At 63.5% G+C, this 20478-nt stretch carries 21 protein-coding genes; 10 read left to right on the top strand and 11 right to left on the bottom strand.

Annotated features, from left to right (window positions below):
* The first annotated feature begins 12 nt into the window (after positions 1-12).
* A complete protein-coding gene (locus tag NMB96_RS09260; protein ID WP_023905307.1) occupies positions 13-708 on the top strand; it encodes a glycosyltransferase in 696 nt (231 codons plus the stop codon).
* A gap of 147 nt (positions 709-855) precedes the next feature.
* The gene (locus NMB96_RS09255) at positions 856-2925 is read left to right on the top strand and encodes a M13 family metallopeptidase (protein WP_183086957.1); all 2070 of its coding nucleotides are present in this window, start codon (positions 856-858) and stop codon (positions 2923-2925) included.
* A gap of 284 nt (positions 2926-3209) precedes the next feature.
* Here NMB96_RS09255 and NMB96_RS09250 read toward each other — a convergent pair whose 3' ends face one another.
* Positions 3210-4139 carry an oxygenase MpaB family protein gene (locus tag NMB96_RS09250; RefSeq protein WP_255086731.1) on the bottom strand — a complete coding sequence of 310 codons (930 nt, stop codon included), beginning with the start codon at positions 4137-4139 and terminating at the stop codon, positions 3210-3212.
* Between the two features lie 315 nt (positions 4140-4454).
* Between NMB96_RS09250 and NMB96_RS09245 the strand changes: the two genes are divergently transcribed.
* The gene (locus NMB96_RS09245; RefSeq protein WP_176340294.1) at positions 4455-5147 is read left to right on the top strand and encodes a hypothetical protein; all 693 of its coding nucleotides are present in this window, start codon (positions 4455-4457) and stop codon (positions 5145-5147) included.
* 298 nt (positions 5148-5445) lie between these two features.
* Here NMB96_RS09245 and NMB96_RS09240 read toward each other — a convergent pair whose 3' ends face one another.
* The 4 genes from NMB96_RS09240 to NMB96_RS09225 all read right to left on the bottom strand — a co-directional run bounded on the left by NMB96_RS09240 (position 5446) and on the right by NMB96_RS09225 (position 9691).
* On the bottom strand, positions 5446-7041 hold the full coding sequence (locus tag NMB96_RS09240; protein ID WP_104552020.1) for an APC family permease: 1596 nt from the start codon (positions 7039-7041) through the stop codon (positions 5446-5448).
* A gap of 106 nt (positions 7042-7147) precedes the next feature.
* Positions 7148-7519, bottom strand: coding sequence for a hypothetical protein (locus tag NMB96_RS09235; protein WP_255086730.1), 372 nt, complete (start codon positions 7517-7519; stop codon positions 7148-7150).
* Between the two features lie 103 nt (positions 7520-7622).
* Positions 7623-8399 carry a LytR/AlgR family response regulator transcription factor gene (locus tag NMB96_RS09230; protein WP_255086729.1) on the bottom strand — a complete coding sequence of 259 codons (777 nt, stop codon included), beginning with the start codon at positions 8397-8399 and terminating at the stop codon, positions 7623-7625.
* Positions 8396-9691, bottom strand: coding sequence for a sensor histidine kinase (locus NMB96_RS09225; RefSeq protein WP_023905314.1), 1296 nt, complete (start codon positions 9689-9691; stop codon positions 8396-8398). Before NMB96_RS09225 ends, NMB96_RS09230 begins: the two co-directional genes overlap by 4 nt.
* Before the next feature lie 72 nt (positions 9692-9763).
* On the opposite strand from NMB96_RS09225, the gene NMB96_RS09220 reads away from it, so the two are divergent.
* The gene (locus NMB96_RS09220) at positions 9764-10102 is read left to right on the top strand and encodes a hypothetical protein (protein ID WP_255086728.1); all 339 of its coding nucleotides are present in this window, start codon (positions 9764-9766) and stop codon (positions 10100-10102) included.
* An 84-nt stretch (positions 10103-10186) separates the two neighbouring features.
* Here the strand turns inward: NMB96_RS09220 and NMB96_RS09215 are convergent, their stop codons facing one another.
* A complete protein-coding gene (locus tag NMB96_RS09215) occupies positions 10187-11167 on the bottom strand; it encodes an IS5 family transposase (protein WP_183086593.1) in 981 nt (326 codons plus the stop codon).
* 38 nt (positions 11168-11205) lie between these two features.
* On the opposite strand from NMB96_RS09215, the gene NMB96_RS09210 reads away from it, so the two are divergent.
* Positions 11206-12387, top strand: a complete 1182-nt coding sequence (locus NMB96_RS09210) for an FAD-dependent oxidoreductase (protein ID WP_255086949.1) — start codon at positions 11206-11208, stop codon at positions 12385-12387.
* A gap of 22 nt (positions 12388-12409) precedes the next feature.
* On the opposite strand, the gene NMB96_RS09205 is transcribed toward NMB96_RS09210, so the two are convergent.
* Positions 12410-12604 (bottom strand): hypothetical protein, encoded by a 195-nt coding sequence (locus NMB96_RS09205; RefSeq protein ID WP_255086727.1) that lies wholly within the window; start codon positions 12602-12604, stop codon positions 12410-12412.
* Between the two features lie 336 nt (positions 12605-12940).
* Here NMB96_RS09205 and NMB96_RS09200 point away from each other — a divergent pair, with 336 nt between their 5' ends.
* Positions 12941-13447 carry a YciE/YciF ferroxidase family protein gene (locus NMB96_RS09200; RefSeq protein ID WP_074058568.1) on the top strand — a complete coding sequence of 169 codons (507 nt, stop codon included), beginning with the start codon at positions 12941-12943 and terminating at the stop codon, positions 13445-13447.
* Positions 13448-13583: 136 nt separating this feature from the next.
* Positions 13584-14483 carry a manganese catalase family protein gene (locus NMB96_RS09195; RefSeq protein WP_255086726.1) on the top strand — a complete coding sequence of 300 codons (900 nt, stop codon included), beginning with the start codon at positions 13584-13586 and terminating at the stop codon, positions 14481-14483.
* Between the two features lie 527 nt (positions 14484-15010).
* Here NMB96_RS09195 and NMB96_RS09190 read toward each other — a convergent pair.
* Entirely contained in the window at positions 15011-15583 is a 573-nt protein-coding gene (locus tag NMB96_RS09190; RefSeq protein WP_255086725.1) for a hypothetical protein, read from the bottom strand.
* A gap of 344 nt (positions 15584-15927) precedes the next feature.
* On the opposite strand from NMB96_RS09190, the gene NMB96_RS09185 reads away from it, so the two are divergent.
* The gene (locus tag NMB96_RS09185) at positions 15928-16311 is read left to right on the top strand and encodes a response regulator (protein WP_255086724.1); all 384 of its coding nucleotides are present in this window, start codon (positions 15928-15930) and stop codon (positions 16309-16311) included.
* Positions 16312-16344: 33 nt separating this feature from the next.
* Here NMB96_RS09185 and NMB96_RS09180 read toward each other — a convergent pair whose 3' ends face one another.
* The 3 genes from NMB96_RS09180 to NMB96_RS09170 all read right to left on the bottom strand — a co-directional run bounded on the left by NMB96_RS09180 (position 16345) and on the right by NMB96_RS09170 (position 19172).
* Positions 16345-16572 (bottom strand): hypothetical protein, encoded by a 228-nt coding sequence (locus tag NMB96_RS09180; protein WP_170118522.1) that lies wholly within the window; start codon positions 16570-16572, stop codon positions 16345-16347.
* Positions 16572-17852, bottom strand: coding sequence for a sigma-54-dependent transcriptional regulator (locus tag NMB96_RS09175; RefSeq protein WP_255086723.1), 1281 nt, complete (start codon positions 17850-17852; stop codon positions 16572-16574). Before NMB96_RS09175 ends, NMB96_RS09180 begins: the two co-directional genes overlap by 1 nt.
* A 453-nt stretch (positions 17853-18305) precedes the next feature.
* On the bottom strand, positions 18306-19172 hold the full coding sequence (locus tag NMB96_RS09170; RefSeq protein WP_255086721.1) for an SDR family oxidoreductase: 867 nt from the start codon (positions 19170-19172) through the stop codon (positions 18306-18308).
* Between the two features lie 246 nt (positions 19173-19418).
* On the opposite strand from NMB96_RS09170, the gene NMB96_RS09165 reads away from it, so the two are divergent.
* Both NMB96_RS09165 and NMB96_RS09160 read left to right on the top strand, forming a co-directional pair.
* Positions 19419-20060, top strand: coding sequence for a DUF6766 family protein (locus tag NMB96_RS09165; RefSeq protein ID WP_043889484.1), 642 nt, complete (start codon positions 19419-19421; stop codon positions 20058-20060).
* 135 nt (positions 20061-20195) lie between these two features.
* Complete coding sequence (locus NMB96_RS09160) at positions 20196-20381, top strand: hypothetical protein (RefSeq protein ID WP_023905327.1); 186 nt, start codon at positions 20196-20198, stop codon at positions 20379-20381.
* The last annotated feature ends 97 nt before the right edge of the window (positions 20382-20478 follow it).

Raw genomic sequence — 20478 nt, 5'->3', positions numbered from 1 at the left:
GCCGTGCGCCAGATGCTGTCTTTCGTAATCCCCGCCCACGACGAAGCCGCGCTGATCGGCGACACGCTGCAGTGCCTGCATGCCTGCGCGCAGACCATGCAGCTGGACTACGAGGTCATCGTGGTGGCCGATGCCTGCGAGGACGACACCGCCGCCATCGCGCGTGCGCATGCTGCGCAGGTGCTGGAGGTGCAACTGCGGCATATCGCCGCCACCCGCAATGCCGGCGCGCAATTGGCATGCGGCGAGCAGTTGTTGTTTCTGGATGCCGACACGCTGATCAACCCACAGGTGGTCGGCGCGGCATTGGCGGCGCTGGAGGCCGGTGCCGTGGGCGGTGGCGCGCAGGTGCACCTGCAGGGCAGGCGCGTGTGGTCCGAGCGCACCGCACAGGCGATCTTCGGCTGGTTGTTTCGTGTCAGTGGCATCGCGCCCGGCTGCTTTCTGTTCTGCACGCGCGCGGCGTTCGTCAGCGCGGGTGGCTTCGATACGCGTTACTACGCCGGTGAGGATGTGGCGTTGAGCCGCGCGCTGGCACGCTGCGGGCGGTTCGTGATCCTGCGCCAGACCGTGCATACCTCCGACCGCAAGCTGCGCAGCTTTTCCAAGCGCGAACACCTCGGCTTGCTGCTGCGTTTCCTGTGGCGCGGGCGGCGCATGCTGCAGACCCGCGATGCGCTCGGCTTCTGGTACCAGCGCCGGCGCTGAACCGGGCGTGTCCACCCATGCGGGCATATGTCCGTCGTCGTCCGCAAGCCGGGACGTGGCGCTGGCAGCCACTTACACTGCGCCGTCTGTTCTGGTTTCGAGCTGTGCCGCATGGCCCCTTTGCACCGCCCTGTCCTGATCGCTGCGCTGTCTGCGGTGCTGCTGATCACTGCCGCGTGTCATCGCGATGGCAGCACGCCCACGTCCTCTGCCACCACCAAGCCGGCACCCAGCACGCCGAAGTTGGGCGACTTCGGCTTCGATGTGGCGGGCATGGATCGCGGCGTGGCGCCGGGCAACGACTTCTTCGGGTATGCCAGCGGCAACTGGGTCAAGACCACGCAGATCCCCGACGACCGCTCCAGTTACAACAGCTTCGTCGGCATTGCCATCGAGACCGAGCGGCACAGCCGCGACATCATCGAAGGCGCAGCCGCCAACGACCGCGTCACTGGCGAAGACAAGCAGATCGGCGATTACTACGCGGCCTACATGGACGAAGCCGGCATCGAGGCCAAGGGCGTGCGCCCGGTGCAACCGGCACTGGATGCGATCGCGCAACTGGACGACAAGCAGGCGCTGGCACGCACGTTGGGCGGCCAATTGCGCGCCGATGTGGACCTGCTCAATTCCACCAATTTCTACACCGACCGGCTGTTCGGGCTGTGGATCACCCAGGACCTGCATCACCCCGGGCGTTATGTGCCGTATCTGGTGCAGGGCGGCCTGGGCATGCCCGACCGCAGCTTCTATCTGGATGGCGGGCGCATGCCGCAACTGCGCGACGCCTACCGCGCGTACATCGTCAAGCTGTTGCACCTGGCCGGCATCAGCGATGCACCGGCCCGCGCAGAGCGCATCCTGGCGCTGGAGGCCGCGATGGCGCATGTGCATGCCACCGCCGAACAGACCAACAACGTGCCGGCCGGCGCCAATGCCTGGAAACAAGCCGATTTCGCACGTCACGCACCGGGTCTGGACTGGACGCTGTTCTTCGAGGCAGCGGGCTTGAAATCGCAGCAGGACTTCATCGTCTGGCAGCCGCAGGCAGTGGCCGGGTTGTCGGCGCTGGTGCAATCGCAGCCGCTGCAGACCTGGAAGGACTATCTGAGTTTTCGTGAGCTGGATCGCGCCTCGCCGTATCTGTCCAAGGCCTTCGCCGATGCACGCTTCGCGTTCTACGGCACTACGCTGGAGGGCACCCCGCAACAACGCCAGCGCTGGAAGCGCGCCATCGATGCGACCAATGCGGCGTTGGGCGAGGCGGTCGGCAAACGCTACGTACAGAAATACGTGAGCGCGCAGACCAAGGCACGCACCGAAGAAATGGTCAGGAACATCGTCACCGCCTTCGGCCAGCGCATCGATGCGTTGGCATGGATGAGCCCGGAGACCAAGCAGCACGCCAAGGCCAAGATCGCCGGGTTGACGGTGGCGGTGGGATATCCGGATACCTGGCGCGACTACAGCGGCCTGGACGTGCGCCGCGACGATGCATTGGGAAATGCAGAGCGCGCCAAACTGTTCGAGTACCGCCGTAACCTGGCCAAGCTGGGCAAGGCCGTGGATCACCGCGAGTGGTACATGCTGCCGCAGGAAGTCAACGCACTGAATGTGCCGCTGGAAAACCGCCTGCTGTTTCCGGCTGCGCTCCTGCAACCGCCATTCATCGACCCGGCCGCCGACGATGCGGTGAACTACGGCGCGATCGGCGCGGTGATCGGCCATGAGATCAGCCACAGCTTCGACAACATGGGCGCGCTGTTCGACGAACATGGCGAGCTGCACAACTGGTGGACGCCGCAGGATCTGAAAAAATTCGCGACCGCCAGCGATGCGCTTGCCGCGCAATTCAGCGCCTACCGGCCATTCGACGACCTGGCGGTCAACGGCAAGCTGACGCTGGGCGAGAACATCGCCGATGTTGCCGGCTTGGCCACTGCATACGATGCGTATCAACTGTCGTTGCAGGGCAAGCAGCCGCACACCATCGATGGCTTCAGCCCGGATCAGCGCTTTTTCCTGGGCTTTGCGCAGGCCTGGCGCAGCAAGTACCGCGACGCTGCGCTACGCAACGCGGTGCTCACCGACGTGCACGCACCTGGACGCTTCCGCGCACAGACGGTGCGCAATCTCGATGCCTGGTATCCGGCGTTCGATGTGAAGCAGGGCGAGCAGTTGTATCTGGCGCCCGAGCAGCGGGTGCGGATTTGGTAGGTGGTGGACAGGGACGACTGCTGCTGCGTAAGGCGTAGAGCGTTTTTTTAAGAGGTCTGGAGCATCTGCCTCTCAACGTACCCTCACCCCAACCCCTCTCCCGGAGGGAGAGGGGCCAAGTCCGCTGCGCGCGTTGGCACCGTGGTGAATTCAGGGCTTCGAGCCCCTCTCCCGCCGGGAGAGGGGTTGGGGTGAGCGTGCGGCTGCCTAGTGCCCTATCCACTCTGGCAACACGCCATGCACCAGGAGCGGCTAGTACGGCGAAGCAAACCACTATCCGCCGCTCACCCTTCCCCCGGCCACTGCAACAACATCGTCGGCGGCAACTGCATCCGCCGACACGCACGCGCAGACAATCCATCACGGCGTAACGCAGTGCGAAACAGTGGCGACAGGCTGCGCAACAGACGCGCCGAGGCACGCGCCTGCGTGCGTTGCATCGTGGTGCGGCCAAGCATGTCGCTGGCCCAGCCCGGCAGCAGGGCAGTACCGGCGCCAAGAAATACCCCGCGCGACAAACCTGCCGCAGGCACCGGCAGCTGGATACTGGTGAGAATGTCGAGTACCTCGCGCGAGCGTGCGTCCATGCGCAGCTGACCGCGCACGCCGGCGAAATACGCCTCCACCTGCGCCTCGCTGGCTGGCACGTCGGTGGCGCCCAGCGCCTCGGCCACATGTCGTGCTTCGTCGTAATAGCGGTCGGCGATGGCAACCGGCACGTCGCGGCAATAGCGCCGGCAGCCCTGCAAAAAGCCATAGGCCTCGGTGACATGCACCCAGGTCAGCAGCTGTGGATCGTTGGCCTCGTACGCCACGCCGTCGGCGGTATGGCCGCGGATATGCGCATGAATCTTGCGCACGCGGGCGATCAATTGCTCGGCTTCCGCACGCGGCGCGTAGGTGGTGCCGGCAACGAAATTGGTGGTTCTGCGCAGCCGCCCGATCAGGTCGGCGCGGAAGTTGGAATGGTCGTAGACCCCGGCCAGCGCGCGCGGGTGCAGCAGTTGCAGCATCAACGCGCACAGCCCGCCGGACAGCATGCCGGGGAACTCCGAATGCACGCGCCAGGTGACGCTGTCGGGCCCGAAGATGCCGGGATCGCCCAACGGCTGGTCGTATTCGATACTGCTCTGGCCACGTGGAAACGCGCCCAGCACCCAGCGGCGGATCTGTTCGGCGGCGGGGGCGGTAAGGGTGCGCAGGACGGCAGACATGCGGCGATGATACGCAGCCGTTTGCAACGCCATGTCGTGATTGCGCTGCGTTCCCGCTCACGGCGGCACTGCGGCGGGCTGGTCCGTGCAGGGGTTGGCCGGCTGCTGCAGCACGCGTTCTCCACGCGCGCGCAGGTGTGCAGTGCAGCAAGAAACGGGCCGCAGCGTGGCCGCCCTGCGGATCAGAACGCGGCAAACCGCCTGAATACTGCGATTTGTGCGCGAGTGCGCAGGAATGCAGGGCGATTGGTTCGCATCGGGCATTGCCATGCACAGCGAAAGTGCTAGAACTAAGGCCGTCTGACAAAACGCCGCATGGTCCTGTGGTGTTGGGTCGGTCGCTCCAGCGCATCTGGCAACCGCCAGTGCAGCAAGTCGTTCGTACCAGCCATCCGTCGGGAGCTTGTCATGATCGCTTTGTTCCAGGGTTTAGGCCTGCTATTGCAGGACAACGCACTCCATCGCCTCTCCTTCGACGAGCAGGTCGCCAAGTGGCGCGAAAAGACCGACCAGCAGCTCGACGAGGAGCTCGCCCTGCTCACCGTCGCAAAGAAACAGTGGGTAATCGCCTCGATCATCGGCTGGCAGGCCATTTCGCTGGTGCTGCTGGGGGTGATCACGCACCAGTTGTGGCAGAACGACTACCACCTGACCTTCAGCCGCGTGGTGATCATCTTCACTTCGTGGGCGTCGATCCTGTTCGTCATGTGGTACATCGCCGATCTGTTCGATCACAGCGCAGGTTTCGAACGCTGGCTGCGCGCCTTCAACAGCCGCGCACGGCTGACACCGGACGCCGATTCGGTCGAATGCGTCGCCGATGCGCTGGACATGACCCGCAGCTACCCGGAAGTGCTGCGCTACAAGCAGGAAGTGACCTCCAGGCGCGAGCTGCGCCACGAGGACATCGTCAACATGCGCGAGATGGGCCGGCTGCGCCGCTACACCGAATTGCTGCGCGATCTGGACCGATTCGATGGCGCGCCGCGCCTGGTGGCCAACGCGTAGAAACCTGCAGAAACGACCCGCGTGTCGTAAGCAGTTTTTCCAGCCATTGAGTCACCGCGCGACAATGGCGTGCGCCATGAAGCAAAACAAAAACGGCCGGTGCAGCTGCACCGGCCGTTTCTATTTAGATGACGCCTGCTTCAAATGCTGGTCAACATCTGCAGCGACCAACACCACATAGCAAACGGTTGCCAACCCAGTGCAAACGTCGCGAAACAACTGCAGCGCACCACGATGCATGCCTTAGCAAGCAACGGCTGCGCCTACCGAGGGTGAGCGCAGCCGTTTGATGCCGTTCTTACGCTTCCGCAACCGCCCGTTCCACCGACGGCGTGCGCCAACCGCTGCGCACGCCCCAGATGTAGAACACCACGCCGACTGCCGCCACCACTGCCAGATCGGTGCCGTAGCTCAGATAGCCGTGGCCGCCGAAGTCGCTGCTGCCGGCCCAGGACAGCAGCGCGATCATCGGCAGGTAGCAGATCATCCAGGCGGCGCCCTTGAGGTTGCGGCCCAGATCCGGCCAGCCCTGCTTGGCCTGGTAGTAGCAGTACACCGGCAGGGCGACGACCATCAGCAGGATGATCTCGCCGGTCAGCGGCCAACGCGCCCAGTACAGCAGCTCGGTGGCCATCACGAACGCCACACCGGCCAGCACCGGCAATGCAGCGATACGCAGCGGGCGATGCAGCTCGGGCGCATGACGGCGCAACGCCATCGCGCTGATCGGGCCGGTGAGGTAGGAAATGATGGTCGCCACCGAGATCACCGCCGCCAGCGTGCCCCAACCGCGGAAGAAGAACAGGAACACGAACGACACCGCCAGGTTGAAAAACATCGCCATGCGCGGCACGCCCCAGACCGGGTGCAGCTTGCCCAGCACCGACGGCATGGTGCCGTTCTTTTCCATGCCGTAGACCATGCGCGCGGTGGTGGCGGTGTAGGTGATACCGGTGCCGCTGGGGCTCACGAAGGCATCGATGTAGAGCAGCATCGCCAGCCAATGCAGGTTGACGATGATGGCCAGCTCGGCGAACGGCGAGCGGAAGTCGATGCCGTGCCAGCCGGCCTTGGCCAGCAACTCCGGCGGTACCGCGCCGATGTAGGCCACCTGCAGGATCACGTAGACCACCGTGGCCAGCGCGATCGAGCCCAGCACCGCAAACGGAATGCTGCGGCCCGGGTTGCGCGCCTCGCCGGCCAGGTTCACCGGGCTCTGGAAGCCGTTGAAGCTGAAGACGATGCCGGCGGTGGCCACTGCGGTGAGCACTGCGGCCAGATCGATCACGTGTTCGTCGCCGTGGATGCCGACGCTGAAATTTTCGCTATGGAAGCCACTGGCGATCAAGGCCACGCCGGTCGCTGCCGGCACCACCAGCTTGAACACGGTGATCAAGGTGTTGGAGCGCGCGAACAGCTTGACGCTCCAGAAATTCAGGAAGAAATACACCAGCACCAGCACCGCCGAGATCAGCAGGCCGGGCACCGACAACTCCCCTGCTCCACCGGGCGCCTGCACGTACAAGCCTTGCGCCCAGGCCCAGGGCCAGGAGGCCATGTATTGCACCGAGGCCTCAGCCTCGACCGGAATCACCGAGACGATCGCGATCCAGTTGGCCCAGCCGGCGATGAAGCCCACCAGCGAGCCGTGCGAGTAATGGCTGTAACGCACCATGCCGCCGGACTCGGGGAACATGGCGCCCAGTTCGGCGTAGGAGAGTGCGATGGTGGTGATGATCGCCGCGCCCAGGATCCAGGCCCAGATCGCGCCGGGGCCGGCCAGGCCGGCGGCGCGCCAGGCGCCGAACAACCAGCCGGAGCCGATGATCGAGCCCAGGCCGGTAAGCATGAGGGCGAAGGGGCCAACGTCGCGGCGTAGCGATTGTTCGGACATGAAGAGCCTGGCTGTGAGGACGCCGTGAACCGGCAACAAGCCTGTAATGATCGCAGAAGCGGCCGCTTATCGTCAGTGCGTATTCAGGCTTGTGTCCGACAACCGCCTAGCCGTGGCAATCGGCGCTGGGTGCCTTGGCATCCACGCAGGTATGCGCCTCACGCGGGACGCCACGCAGTGCGCGCACCTGCCCTGGGGCCAACGCAAAGCTGTCCAGGGTGGTACGTGCGCAGGCCGGGGTGGCTGATGCATCACCAGCCGTGCGCGCAGCGCAGTGTTCTTCATAGACCAGGTAGTGGCAGTGCCCGCTGCTGCTGGCAAGGCAATGCACGTTGGTTTCGGTGGCGGTCGCCAGGGTCTTGCTGAAGATCACGTCCTGGCCATTGCTGGTGGCGCGGGTAATGGAGGTGGTGCCATTGCGGTCGTGGCAACCGGCCAGAGCGAGCAGGCAGTAAACCAGTGAGGCGATCAGGCGCATGTCGGCAATCCTTTCAGTCGATGCGATGGGGGGAACTGGAGCGGCCAAAAAAACTGCTGCGCTCACCGTCGGGCGGGCGCTCGCCACGTGTTGCCAGCCGCTGTTACATGCCGCGGAACAGGGTCATGAATGGCTGGCTGACGGTGAGCGTTTCGCTGCGCCCGCGCAGGGCCAGCCGCCCCTTGCCGGTGTCGTCGCGTACCACCGAGGCGACTGCCTTCATGTTGACGATGGTGGAGCGGTGGATCTGCTTGAACACCTGCGGGTCCAGCACGTCGAGCAACTCGCGCAGCGGTGTGCGCAGGATCGCTTCGCCGGCGGCCGTCATCACCGTGGTGTACTTCTGATCGGCCTGGAAATATGCCACCTCGTCCAGCGCGATCAGACGTGTCTCGCGGCCGCTGCTGGCGGTGAGCCAGGCCAGCGGCGGTTGCGCGCTGGGCGCAGCCGGGCGTGCGGACAGGCGCTGCAATAGGGCCTCCAGCACGCTGCCATCCGGCTGGCCGGCGGCGGCGCGCTGTTGCACGCGCTGCCAGGTGGCCTGCAGGCGCTCGCGGGCGATCGGCTTGAGCAGGTAATCCACCGCGCCGTGTTCAAACGCATCGATGGCGTACTGATCATAGGCGGTGACGAAGACCACCTGAGTGTGCGGGCTGCTCTCGCGCATCGCACGTGCCACTTCGATGCCGGTGAGCCCAGGCATGCGGATATCCAGAAACACCACATCGGGTTGTTGCGCGGCGATGGTTTCCAGCGCGCTGGCGCCGTCCTCGCATTCGCCCACGATCTGCAGTTGCGGGCACACCTGCGCCAGCAGCGCGAGCAAGGACTGCCGCAGCAACGCTTCGTCTTCGGCGATCACCGCACGTAACGCACTCATGCCTGCACCTGCGTGGCGTGTGTTTGCGCGTTGGGCAACGGCGGCGGCATGCTCACCGCTGCGATGTGCGCGGGCAGCGGCAAGCTGATCGTGGCGGCCACCCCGCTGGGGAAGTTGGACACGATGGCGAAGCTGGCCTTGCCGGCGTAGATCAGCTGCAGCCGCTCGCGCAGGTTCTTCAAACCGATGCCGGTGCCCTGACTGTGGGTGTTGAAGCCCTGGCCATCGTCGGCCACGGTGAGCGTGGCATGGTCGTCGATGCGACGCGCCAGGATCCACACCGTGCCGCCGCCGGGCTTGGGTTCCAGGCCGTGCTTGATCGCGTTTTCCACCAGCGTCTGCAGCATCATCGAAGGCAGCTGCAGCGCGCGTAGCTCGTACGGCACTTCCACCTGCAAGGCCAGCCGCGTGCCCATGCGGATGCGCAGGATTTCCAGATAGGCTTGGGTACGTTCGAGTTCTTCGCCCAGGCTGGAGATGGCACCGTCGGCACTGGGCAACGAGCTGCGCAGGTACTGGATCAGATGCCCGATCATGATCTCGGCGCGCGGCGGGTCGGTACGCGCCAGCACCTGCGCGCTGGCCAGCGTGTTGTAGAGAAAGTGCGGCTCGACCTGCGCATGCAGCAGATTCAGCCGTGCCACGGCCAGTTCCTTCTCCATCACCGATTGCTCGGCCGCGGCCTGCTCGTCGCGACGCTGCTCGCCAACCCGGCGTACCACCGCACGATTGATCGCCTCGGCGTTCTCGAAATTGCTGCCCTCGTCCACTGCGAACAAATCGACCCAGGCGCCGGCATCGGGCTCGCACAACACGGTGACGCTGCTGGTGCCTTGCCCCGGCGTGATCGTCACCAGCACCTGATTGCGCTTGATCGCAAAGCGCGCGAACAGATTCCAGCGCGAGGGCTGACGTCCTTCATAGGGATCGATACGGCGCACCTTGGCGCGGATCAGCAGGCTGCCCGGTGCGCATTCGATGTCCTGCACGCGCGGCAGTGCGCGCACCGCTTCTTCGACGACGGCGAAGCTGGCCTGCACGTCCAGTGGCACTTCGATCTGGCGCCGCTGGCGGGTGGACAAGGTGTCGTGATCCAGACGACCGGCGATCAGGCGCACCCGCCGCACATGCGTGACCGCACTCATCAAGGCCAGCGTCAGCAGCACCACGCAGATCAGCCCGAAGAATGCGCCGGTGGAACCGAACAGCTGCGCCCACATGATCCCGGCCACCACCAACGCGGCAGCCCAGGCGAACACGATACGCACGATCAGAAAGACGCTGGCAGACACGGTGGCGACTCGTTGGGTTGGGACGTGGCGAGCATAGCCGGCGAGCGCGTAGCCGAAAGCCCGAAGCGACGAATGGCCGCCAGCGGCGACTCAATTGCCTGGATCGCGGTACGAAACCCGGCCTGCCCGGAAGTGGCAGGCGTGCAGGTGCGCGGTATGCTCGGCGTCTGCGGCGTTGCGCCCTGTGTCTTGAAGATGCCGGCTGCCGTGCATGAAAGAGGCCTGGCGTGTGCAGATGCCGCGCCGGGCATGTTGCTTCCATGCGCAAGCCGCGTTGCCCTCTATCGCCTTGCCATCCACCACACACTTGGGAGTCGCATGCACCGTCGTCATTTTTTGCAGAGCGCCGGCCTTGCGCTTGCGGCCGCTTCCACCACTAGGGATGGTCTGATCAACGGCATCGGAGGATGAGCCTAACCACATCGACCAGGCTGACGGCGCTCAGATCCTCGATTTTTTTGCCGTTTCCGGCGCGTTTGCAGGGTGTTGCCCGGGTTACAGGCGCACGTTCCCCATCGTCGGCAGTAACTGCTTTCGCTTCATCCACAGGTTCGATAGCGCAAACAAGGTCAGCACCTGCGCGGTGTTCTTGGCCAGGCCGCGATAGCGGACCTTGGTGTAGCCGAACTGGCGCTTGATCACCCGGAATGGATGCTCCACCTTCGCGCGCACGCTGGCCTTGAAGTGTTCCCAACGTCTTTCCCGAGCACGCTCGCGTTTGTTGCCGAGGGCTTGCATCGTCGAGGGCCTGGCGGCGATGAAGAATGCAGCCTTGCAGGCCTGCAGTTCTTCGCGTTTGTCCGCACCGGTGTAGCCGCTATCGCCGAACACGCTGTCTTCTTTGCCATGCAGCAACGTGTGCATCACCGTGACATCGGCGACGTTGGCGGCTGTGCAATGGACGTGGTGCACCAACCCGGAAAATTCATCCACGCCGATGTGCGCCTTCATCCCGAAATACCACTGATTGCCCTTCTTGGTCTGATGCATCTCAGGGTCGCGCGCGTTGTCGGCATTCTTGGTCGAACTGGGCGCCGCGATCAGCGTCGCATCGACGATCGTGCCCGACCGCAGGCTCTGGCCCTTGCGCGCCAGATGCGCGTTGACCGCTTCCAGCATCCGCGCGGCAAGGCCATGGGTCTCCAGCAGGCGCCGAAAGTTGAGAATCGTGGTCTCGTCCGGAACGTTGTCCAAGCCACCGAGCTGGGCAAACCGCCGCAAGGTCGGGATCTCGTGCAGTGCTTCTTCCATCGCCGGATCGCTCAGCGCATACCACTGCTGCAGCAGATGAATCCGCAACATCGTCGCCAGTGCGTACGGCTGCCGACCTGGCCGGCCCGATACCGGATAGTGCGGCGCGATCAGACCGAGCAGTTGCTGCCACGGAACCACCTGCTCCATCTCGGCCAGAAAGATCTCCCGCCGGGTCTGCTTGCGCTTGCCCAGGCCCTCAGCGTCACCGAACGTCAGTTGCATGGATCACTCCTCAACATGAGGCGGGTAGTGTCGCGTATCTGTGGTGCGTTGTTCAGAGGTTCCCTAGCTGGGCCGCGACCGGTCCTGCCAGTGCAGCACCTTCTTCGCCGCTGCCGGCTACTGCGCCAGGCGCGCTGCCGAACCAGTTCGCCGCATCGCCGCCGCTGGCGCCGATCCACGCCTCGGTCGATCGCATCATTGCCATCAACGGCTGCACGCGGCCGTTCCGTGCGCAGGGGCCGCGCATCGAGGCCGAGCGCATCGGTCGCAAGACGGTGGTGCACAACTACGGGCATGGCGGCAGCGGGTGGTCGTTGTCGTGGGGTGCGGCCGAACACGCGCTGCGGCTGGTGCGTGCGGCCGATGCCAATGCGCGCGAGCTGGCGGTGATCGGCTGCGGCGCGATCGGGCTGACCACCGCGCTGGTGGCACAACGCGCCGGCTTGCGCGTGCGCATCTATGCACGCGAGCACCTGCCGGATGTGCGTTCGTTCTATGCAACAGGCGTGTGGTCGCCGGACTCGCGCGTGTGCACCAGCGAGCACGCCACGGCCGACTTCAAGACACGCTGGGAAGAGATGGCGCGCATGTCGTTTCGCCGCTACCAGACCTTGCTCGGCTTGCCGGGCGAGCCGATCGAATGGCGCGATGGTTACGCGTTATCGGATGTGCCGTTCGACCAACCGATTCCATCGGCCGAAGCGCACGAGCCGGACTATCCGCCGCTGGAGCGCGAATTGATCCATGACCTCGGCCCGCGCTCGCAGCCGGTCGCTCCCGGCAGCCATCCGTTCCCGGTGCCGTTCGTGCGCCGCTATAGCCAGCTGACCTTCAACCTCAGTGCCTATGCGCGATTGTTGATGGACGACTTTCTGCAGGCCGGCGGCGAGCTGTACACGCGCAGCTTCGAGCACCCGCGCCAGTTCGGCGATCTGCGCGAGAAGATCCTGGTCAATGCCACCGGCTACGGTGCGCGTGCGTTGCTTGGCGACGACAGCGTCATCCCGGTGCGTGGGCAGACCGCGCGCCTGATTCCGCAACCGGAAGTCACCTACGGGCTGGTCTGGCGTGGCCACAATCTCAATGTAGTGCCACGCCGCGATGGACTGCTGGTGCAAGCGCAAGGCGCGCATGATTTCAACAATGCCGATGCCACGCCGGATCACGCAGCCTCTGCAGCGGCAGTGCGCGAATTGGCGCGTCTGTTCCCCTCGGCGTGAGCTGTTGCGCGAGCGCCAGAACTCACGCGTCGCTGAGTGAGGCCTGCAATGCGCGGGCCAGTGCGGCATCGCCGCTGACCAGTTCATCCCAACGCAAGACCACACCCTTGCGCTTGCCCTTTTCGACCAGCTTCAAGCCCTGCGGGTCGATGATCAAGGTGTAGGTCGACGCGCCGATGTGCAGTTCTCGGCGTAGCGGTTTATCCAATGGCGTCATGCCAACGTCTCGCGCAGTTGTGGACCACCGTTGTAGCGCATCGCGGTGTCTGCACGGTGCTCTTTTGCAGCCTCTCTGCACGGGCCACGGCACAGGCCGTCATCGCATCGGGATCACCGCATCCACCGATCCCGCTAACACGCCGGTGACTAGCTTAGCGACCCATGCGAGACAGCTTGAAATCTGGTCACCGCGACCTTGCAGCACTGGTGTGCGTCACGCCCGTGCAATGCGATGCCGACGTGACGGAGCCGCTGGCTCGCAGGCAGTTGAAGGCATGACACGCACACGGTGCACCGCACTGTTGACCCACTTATCCACTCGAAGGAGCCGCCCATGGCGATCAAGACAATTGAAGAGCTTTTCATCCACGAACTATCGGACATCTACAGCGCAGAAAAACAGCTGACCAAATCGCTGCCGCGCCTGGCACGTGCGGCGACCGAGCCCAAGCTGGTTGAGGCATTCAAGGTGCATCTGGAAGAAACCCAGGGCCAGATCGAGCGGATCGACCAGATCGTCGAACTGCTCGGCATCAAGCTCAAGCGCATCAAGTGTGCAGCGATGGAAGGCCTGGTCGAAGAAGGCCGTGAAGTGATCGAAGAGATCGAAGCCGGCCCGGTGCGCGATGCGGCACTGATCGGTGGCGCACAGAAGGTGGAGCATTACGAAATCGCCTCGTACGGCACCATCGCGGCCATCGCCAAGCAGCTCGGTTACTCCGATGCGATCACGTTGTTGCTTGCAACCCTGGAAGAAGAAAAAGCCACCGATGAAAAGCTGACCCTGCTTGCCGAGCAAGGTGGCAACCAAAAAGCATCCAAGACCAGTAAAGCGGCCTGATGCATCGCGCAGTGCGGCACTGCCGCGCTGCGTCTGCCCGCGTCTGCGGGCATCACCCCCGAAAGCCAGAGCCCCGCGTTTTCTGTCCGCTTACCGAGTGGCAGTCATCCCGGGTGCCAGCCATGGAGCACGACCCATGTTTATGCATAACAAGCGGTTGATGTACACCGTCCGCGTTGCCGAGCCGAATCCGGATCTGGCCACGTTGATGCTCGAGCAGTTTGGCGGACCGCAGGGCGAACTCGCCGCTGCGATGCAGTACTTCACCCAGGCATTGGGCGAAGACGATCCGGGCCGCAAGGATTTGCTGTTCGATATCGCCACCGAAGAACTGAGCCACCTGGAGATCATCGGCTCGATCATCGCCATGCTCAACAAGGGACCGAAGGCGGTGTTGTCCGAAGGCATGGAGGAGGCCATGGAGATGCGCACCATGACCCAGAACAGCACCAGCCACACCCAGCAGATCTTGTACGGTGGTGGCCCGGCGCTGGTCAATTCCAGCGGTGTGCCGTGGACGTCGGCGTATGTGGACTCGATCGGTTGCCCGACCTCCGACCTGCGTTCCAACATCGCCGCCGAAGCACGCGCCAAGCTGGTGTACGAGCGTCTGATCACCATCACCGACGATCCTGGCATCGTGGATGCGCTGCGCTTTTTGATGACACGCGAGGTGGCGCATCAGAAGTCGTTCGAGAAAGCGCTGTACTCGATCGAGCCGAACTTCCCGCCGGGCAAGCTGCCGGGCGACCCGCGCTTCACCGACACCTACTACAACATGTCGCAGGGCGAAGGCGACATGGTCGGTCCGTGGAATGCCGGCGAGCAATGGGACGTGGTTGCAGACCGCGAACTGCAGACTGCAGTCGATGGCGGTGACGGCTCGGCCACGGTTGCGTTGGACGCGACCCAGACCGACGCACTGGACGCGATGTCGTTGCGTCTGCTCTCCAATCCAGAGCTCGACCGCGTGACCGGTGCCGACCTGGGCGCAGGCCCGGGTGCCGGCTCCACCACCGGCGACATCCAGCGCTGAACCTGCTGAGTGCCAGCGCACCCAGCACTGGCCCGGGTCGTTCGCGACCCGGGCTTTTTAGTGCGACGACAGATCAATCAATGACGGCACAAGTTGCCACGCCAGACAGTTCGTAGGCTGCTTGAAAACATGCACACCGGCGATCTCCACTGGTCCTTGCCCGCCCACCGTCGCGGGACCTTACGCGGCATGGATGCCGCGTAAGAGCTTACAAGGACGTACTTGCAGCGTGTCCCGCGATGGTGGGCGGGCAAGGGCCCTGCAGCAAACCCGCAGATCAACCGCTCTGCCCCCAACGCACCCACACCATTCAATCAACGCTCAAAGCCACCAAGACCGGAGCTTCAACATGAGTCGGATGTTCCAAGCCAAACTGGTTGAAGGCTTGATGCCCTAGCCGCGTGCGATGCATGCGAAATGCATGACGCATGACCATGCCGCCTTCCGTAGCTGAAACAACATCGCACGACCAGAACGACGAGGGCCCCCCAGGGGCCCCTTTATGTTTGCTGCCTGACATTCCCCACTTAAACGCGCGCGATCTGCGCCGAGTGTTCCTCGCTGGTCCAGTCAGGCCGTACCCCGGCTGCGGTCGTATAGCGACCCAGCTGCCAAGGCGTGAGATGCAGCATGGCCACTTTGCCGCCGACATGCAGCCATTGTTTGACATCGCCATCGATGCAGAGCGGACGGTGCGTGGGCATGCTGGCCGACGAGGCCACCAGCAAGGAGAACCCCATTTGCAGGCGGCCGCCGATATCCATTACGTTGCGCAGGCCCGCTGCGTACACCTCGCCATTGTCCTGACTCAACCAGGTGGCGGCAGTGCTGCCATCTGCAGAGGCCGTGCAGACGAATCCGCATAGCGGAATCGCACAGCGCTGTGTTTCCCAGATCGCCAGGTCCACGCCGCCCAGCCAGCTCGGCTCCTGCATGTGGATCGAGCGCTGCTGTCCGGGAGCGCGTCGACCGAAGGTGGCACGTTCTTCGCGTTTGCCGCCCCGATCGGCGATCAGAATGTCCGCATCGGCGCCCACGCCGACCTCGACCCATGCGTTGCTCGCCACGCGGGCGGACAACTGAAGAATGCGCGTAATCATGACTACTCCACTGTGTACGTCTCAAGGACTCGGGGTCGATACGCACAATGCGCGCCAAGTTTATGACTGACGTGGACACCGGTGCTGCAAGGATCTCGTTGAATTCAACAGCACACTCTTTTTAGCGACGATCGAACAGGTCGCAAGATGTGCACTGCTGCGCAATTTTTTCCGTGACCGGTGCGTTTGCATGCAGGTTTGCATGTAGTCATCCACGCACGCGTGCTTACTTGTCCTGAAGTTGATGAGATCGCTATTTGAAGCGCTTGCTTACGCGCGTTATTAACGCGGGGTGCGCGCACGATGCGTGCGTCGTCAGACCGCATTTTAGTTCCGGAGTTTTTATGTCCAACACAGCGCTGCACGGCCGCCGCATCCTTGTGGTCGAGGACGATTATCTGCTCGCCCAATCGCTCAACGACTTGCTGATCGAAGCCGGTGTCAGCGTGGTCGGACCGGTGGGCAATGTATCCGACGCGCTTTCGCTGGTGACTTCAGGCGAGGAGATCGATGGTGCGTTGCTCGACGTCAATGTGCGAGGGCAGCCGGTGTTTCCGGTGGCCGATGCATTGCTGGAGCGCGGGGTCCCGTTCTCGTTCTGTTCCGGTTATGACCGCTACACGCTGCCAGCGCGCTTTGCGCATCTGTCGTACTGCATGAAGCCGTACAACCCGCGCGCGATCACCACGCTGCTGAGCGACCAGGCTCAACCGGCCGAGCATTATTGATCGATCCGCTGATCGGATCTCACCGACAACCCGTCACCGATCGGAAGTGTCGGCCTGGGTGTCTTTCATCTGCTGCCGGGCGCGCTCTTCTTCGCCGAGCTGATTGAGCAGCTCCACCGCTGACTGGTGTGCGCTGCGCAAGGTTTCCAGTGGCTTGGAGACATCGTTGCGCAATGCATACAGCGCAAATCCCATCACGTTGAGGCGGTTGCGCAATTGGTGCAGCAGCTCACGCCGCTGTCCATCGGATGCATCGGCCACTACGCGTCCTTGTCGCTGAGCCGGTTGTGCAAGGTACGCACACTGATGCCCAACTCGCGTGCGGCGGCCTTCTTGTTGAAGCGGGTGCGTGCCAATGCTGCCTCGATCATCGCGTCTTCGGCCTGGCGCATGGTCCAGCCTGCGGGAATCAACAATCCGTTCTCGTCGGCCTGCGGCACGGTCTGCTCCACATCCGGCGCACTCAACAGGTCGCCATCGGAGCGTAGATACAGATAGCGGATGAACGAGCGCAGCTCGCGCACGTTGCCCGGCCACGTGTGGTATGCCAGATAGCGCAGCAATGACTTGGTCGGCAACTTGCGGGTGCCGTATTTGACATTGAGTTCGTCGATCACACGCAAGCCCAACAACCGCGCATCGCCACGCCGTTCGCGCAGCGGTGGCACCTGGATCGGATATTCGTTGAGCCGGTAGAACAGATCCTCGCGCAGCACCGCATGCTCGCGCTGCACATGCTGGTGGGTGGCAGCGACCACGCGCGCATCGAGCGGAATCTCTTCGTTGCCGCCCACGCGCATGAAGCTGCGCGATTCGATCGCCCGCAGCAGATACACCTGCAGACGCTTGGGCATTTCGCCGATTTCATCCAGAAACAGCGTGCCGTCGGCAGCCTGCTCCAGAAATCCGGCATGGCGGCGATCGGCGCCGGTGAAGCTGCCGCGCTCGTGACCGAACAGCTGGCTTGCCAGCAGTTCTTCCGGGATTGCGCCGCAGTTAACCGGCACAAAGCGGCCGCGACGACCGGAGACACGATGGATGGCACGCGCCACCAGATCCTTGCCGGTACCGGTCTCGCCGGTCACCAGCACGTTCAAGTCGGTTGGCGCCACGCGCACGATGTCCTTGCGCAACAGCACGATGCTGTCGCTGTTGCCGACGATGCCCAGGTTGCCCTGCTGCGCTTCACGCAGGCCGCCGAGCACACGCTCCAGGCGTTCCGGCGCGAATGGCTTGGTCAGGAACTCGCTGACCCCGAACTGCTGTGCGCGGCCCTGCGTTTCACGGGCGTAATCGCCCGACACCACCACGATCTGTGGCGAGTGATCCGGGTCGAGCCGTTCGATGAGATCGAAACCGCTGCCGTCGGGCAGGCCAACGTCCACGACCAGTAGATCGGGGAAGTTGCTGTCCAGCCAACGGCTGGCTTCGCCAAGGGTGTGCATGCCCTTGGCCCGGAAGCCGCTATCGGTGGCTAACTCCACCACCTGATCGCAGAACTCCACGTCGTCGTCGATGATGGCGCAGGAAAGACGGTCCATGGGCGCTTCTGTCCGCAAAGTGCTGATACATGTTCAGTTGAGAATTGTGACGGCGGCGCGAAAGTGCGCCTGCGCATTACCACGAAATTGCACTTTGCAGCCACGATTATCGTGATCGAACGGAGCCCTTTACCAAGTCGAGCTCGCCGTGTCATGCGCGCAGTACGCACGGCTGGCCCGGAATTTACCAGTGCCAAGCGTCATGGTCGGGGTCGGTCACTGCGTCGGATATGCCGAAACGCCACACAGTGCAAGGTTTGCCGGCACTGTTGCCACGCATTCGGCGGGATTTGATGCAGTGCAGTTTTACGTCAGATTGCACTGGCAACGCCAGTTGGCGTTTCTCATACTGTCGCGCAGTCGCCGGCATGCTTCGAAGCCAGCGGCAATCTCGATCGAGGAGAACCCGCGTCACCTTGCGGGTGACGCGGGCCCGATGACGCCCTGCACGTGCTACAGCGTGACAGCGCCGCCGGAGATCGTCAGCAGCGTGCCCGAGGTGTAGCTGGCGGTATCTGCTGCAAGCATGACGTAGGCCGAGGCCAATTCCACCGGCTGGCCAGGGCGCCCCATCGGCGTCTGCGCGCCGAAGTTTTCCACTGATTCTTCGTCCATGCCGGAGGGAATGAAGGGCGTCCAGATCGGGCCGGGGAGCACTGCGTTGACGCGAATCTTCTTCTCGGCAAGCACGCCTGCCAACCCGATGGTGAGATTGGCCAAAGCCCCCTTGGTGGCTGCGTAAGGCAGGATGTTGGGAGTGGGTTTCTTCGATTGCACCGATGCGGTGTTGATGATGGAGCCACCATCGGTCATCAGGGGCGCAGACAGCCGCACCAGATTGAAGACGGCATGTACATTGGTGTCGAAGGTCCTGCGCCACTCGTCCAGGGTGATGTCTTCGAAACTCTCGAAATACTTCTGATAGCCGGCGTTGTTGACCAGGATATCCAGCCCGCCGAAGGTGCCGTTGACCTTGTCAATCAATGCTGCGGCCTGGCTTGGGTCGCTGATGTCGCATCCGACCAGAAGCGCCTTGACGCCGGCTTTCTCGATCAGCGCGCCGATCTTGGCCGCGTCCTCCTGCTCGTCAGGCAGAAAAGCGATGGCCACATCGGCGCCTTCGCGTGCATAGGCGATCGCAACGGCCGCACCGATGCCGCTGTCGCCACCCGTGATCAATGCACGCTTGCCTTTCAATTGCCCATGGCCGACGTAGCTGTCTTCACCGTGGTCCGGACGCGGGTCCATCTTTTCGGTGCGGCCCGGGAAGCCTTGTTGCTGCGGCTTGAATGGCGGGCGCGGGTAATTGGGTACGGGCATGGTCCTCTCCTGACGTTGGGTTCACTGACGTACAAAGCGCGAGTGCTGCGCTGAGGGCCAGTGTGGACATGCAAACGTAAACATCCGGGCTAGGCGATGTCGGCGGCGCGTGTGCTGGCAACGACGCAGGGCTGGCTCAGTTGTGTGTTCAGTTGCCGTCTTGTGTTGAGGCGCGCGCGTCGTTGTGGGCTTCATGCGTTCTTGCTCAGCGAATTTGATACTAAGCACATTGTCAGGAGGCATTCCATGTTCTTGCGTCGTCACGGGCTATCGTTGTGTCTGCTTGCGCTGACCTTGTTCTTTATCGGTTGCCAGATCTATGCTGGGCTCCATGCGTACAACACAGAGCTGCGCGAGCAGGGATTGCCGACGCTGCAGTTGGCGGCCTATCTGCACAGCCCGCACTTCATGTCTGCGTTGTTCGAAAACTGGGAGAGCGAATTTCTGCAGATGGGCATGTACGTGCTGTTGACGGTCACGTTGCGTCAGGTGGGGTCGGCGGAATCTCGCCCGCTCGATCCAGATGAGGAGCACACGTCGATCAAACCCGGTCCTGCGCCGTGGCCGGCACGTGCCGGCGGGATATGGCTGCGACTGTACGAACATTCGCTGGCGATCGCCTTCGGCATCCTGTTCCTGATGAGCTTTGTGTTGCATCTGATCGGTAGCTGGCGACTGGAGCTGCTGAAGCGTGCACAGAAGGGCCTGCAGCCGATCAGTATGCTCGACCACTTCACCGATGCCGGGTTCTGGTTCGAGTCGATGCAGAACTGGCAGAGCGAATTTCTTGCGGTGTTCTCGCTGGTGGTCTTGACGATCTGGCTGCGGCAGAAGGACTCGCCACAATCCAAGCCGGTGGAAGCTCCTCATTCACAGACCGGCGGCTGACGGTGGCGGCAAGCTCGCCCGCGACCAGCATGCGGACCAAGCCGGCAGTACTTCACACCACCACACAGCTTCGTTCACCGCACTGCAATGGGTCTTTGCCTAGCGTGATAGCACACCGTGACGCAGGAGATGCAGATGGGGAACGAGCCGAAGAAACCATGGGGCCCTGACGCCGATCAGAGCAAGCCGTTTACGCCGCAGGAACGACGCAACGAAGATGCGGACTGGAAGGTGCACGACATGCCCGACGAGGACCGTGACGTGAACAAGGCCGACCCGGAGCACGATTACGAACGGCCGGACGGCTCGGAAAAACGCTGAGGCCGCCCCGCAATTCGATAGCACAACGCCCGCAGATGCGGGCGTTGTATTTTCAGCGCTACTGCGCGGCGACGTCATGCCGGCATTCCATGCGGCG

Origin of the sequence: Xanthomonas hortorum, assembly GCF_024339125.1 — a bacterium.
In the GTDB taxonomy this organism is placed as follows: Bacteria; Pseudomonadota; Gammaproteobacteria; order Xanthomonadales; family Xanthomonadaceae; genus Xanthomonas; species Xanthomonas hortorum.
The sequence above is the reverse complement of the archived record's forward strand: the minus strand, read 5'-3'. Positions and strand labels throughout refer to the sequence as shown.

What these genes read in the sequence shown, in the direction of transcription:
- NMB96_RS09205 (WP_255086727.1), bottom strand. Translation starts at nt 12,604, where the DNA reads ATGACGCCATTGGATAAACCGCTACGCCGAGAACTGCACATCGGCGCG.
- NMB96_RS09195 (WP_255086726.1), top strand. Translation starts at nt 13,584, where the DNA reads ATGTTTATGCATAACAAGCGGTTGATGTACACCGTCCGCGTTGCCGAG.
- NMB96_RS09190 (WP_255086725.1), bottom strand. Translation starts at nt 15,583, where the DNA reads ATGATTACGCGCATTCTTCAGTTGTCCGCCCGCGTGGCGAGCAACGCA.
- NMB96_RS09165 (WP_043889484.1), top strand. Translation starts at nt 19,419, where the DNA reads ATGTTCTTGCGTCGTCACGGGCTATCGTTGTGTCTGCTTGCGCTGACC.
- NMB96_RS09260 (WP_023905307.1), top strand. Translation starts at nt 13, where the DNA reads ATGCTGTCTTTCGTAATCCCCGCCCACGACGAAGCCGCGCTGATCGGC.
- NMB96_RS09245 (WP_176340294.1), top strand. Translation starts at nt 4,455, where the DNA reads ATGGTCCTGTGGTGTTGGGTCGGTCGCTCCAGCGCATCTGGCAACCGC.
- NMB96_RS09230 (WP_255086729.1), bottom strand. Translation starts at nt 8,399, where the DNA reads ATGAGTGCGTTACGTGCGGTGATCGCCGAAGACGAAGCGTTGCTGCGG.
- NMB96_RS09240 (WP_104552020.1), bottom strand. Translation starts at nt 7,041, where the DNA reads ATGTCCGAACAATCGCTACGCCGCGACGTTGGCCCCTTCGCCCTCATG.
- NMB96_RS09200 (WP_074058568.1), top strand. Translation starts at nt 12,941, where the DNA reads ATGGCGATCAAGACAATTGAAGAGCTTTTCATCCACGAACTATCGGAC.
- NMB96_RS09215 (WP_183086593.1), bottom strand. Translation starts at nt 11,167, where the DNA reads ATGCAACTGACGTTCGGTGACGCTGAGGGCCTGGGCAAGCGCAAGCAG.
- NMB96_RS09235 (WP_255086730.1), bottom strand. Translation starts at nt 7,519, where the DNA reads ATGCGCCTGATCGCCTCACTGGTTTACTGCCTGCTCGCTCTGGCCGGT.
- NMB96_RS09175 (WP_255086723.1), bottom strand. Translation starts at nt 17,852, where the DNA reads ATGGACCGTCTTTCCTGCGCCATCATCGACGACGACGTGGAGTTCTGC.
- NMB96_RS09250 (WP_255086731.1), bottom strand. Translation starts at nt 4,139, where the DNA reads ATGTCTGCCGTCCTGCGCACCCTTACCGCCCCCGCCGCCGAACAGATC.
- NMB96_RS09220 (WP_255086728.1), top strand. Translation starts at nt 9,764, where the DNA reads ATGGCCGCCAGCGGCGACTCAATTGCCTGGATCGCGGTACGAAACCCG.
- NMB96_RS09170 (WP_255086721.1), bottom strand. Translation starts at nt 19,172, where the DNA reads ATGCCCGTACCCAATTACCCGCGCCCGCCATTCAAGCCGCAGCAACAA.
- NMB96_RS09185 (WP_255086724.1), top strand. Translation starts at nt 15,928, where the DNA reads ATGTCCAACACAGCGCTGCACGGCCGCCGCATCCTTGTGGTCGAGGAC.
- NMB96_RS09160 (WP_023905327.1), top strand. Translation starts at nt 20,196, where the DNA reads ATGGGGAACGAGCCGAAGAAACCATGGGGCCCTGACGCCGATCAGAGC.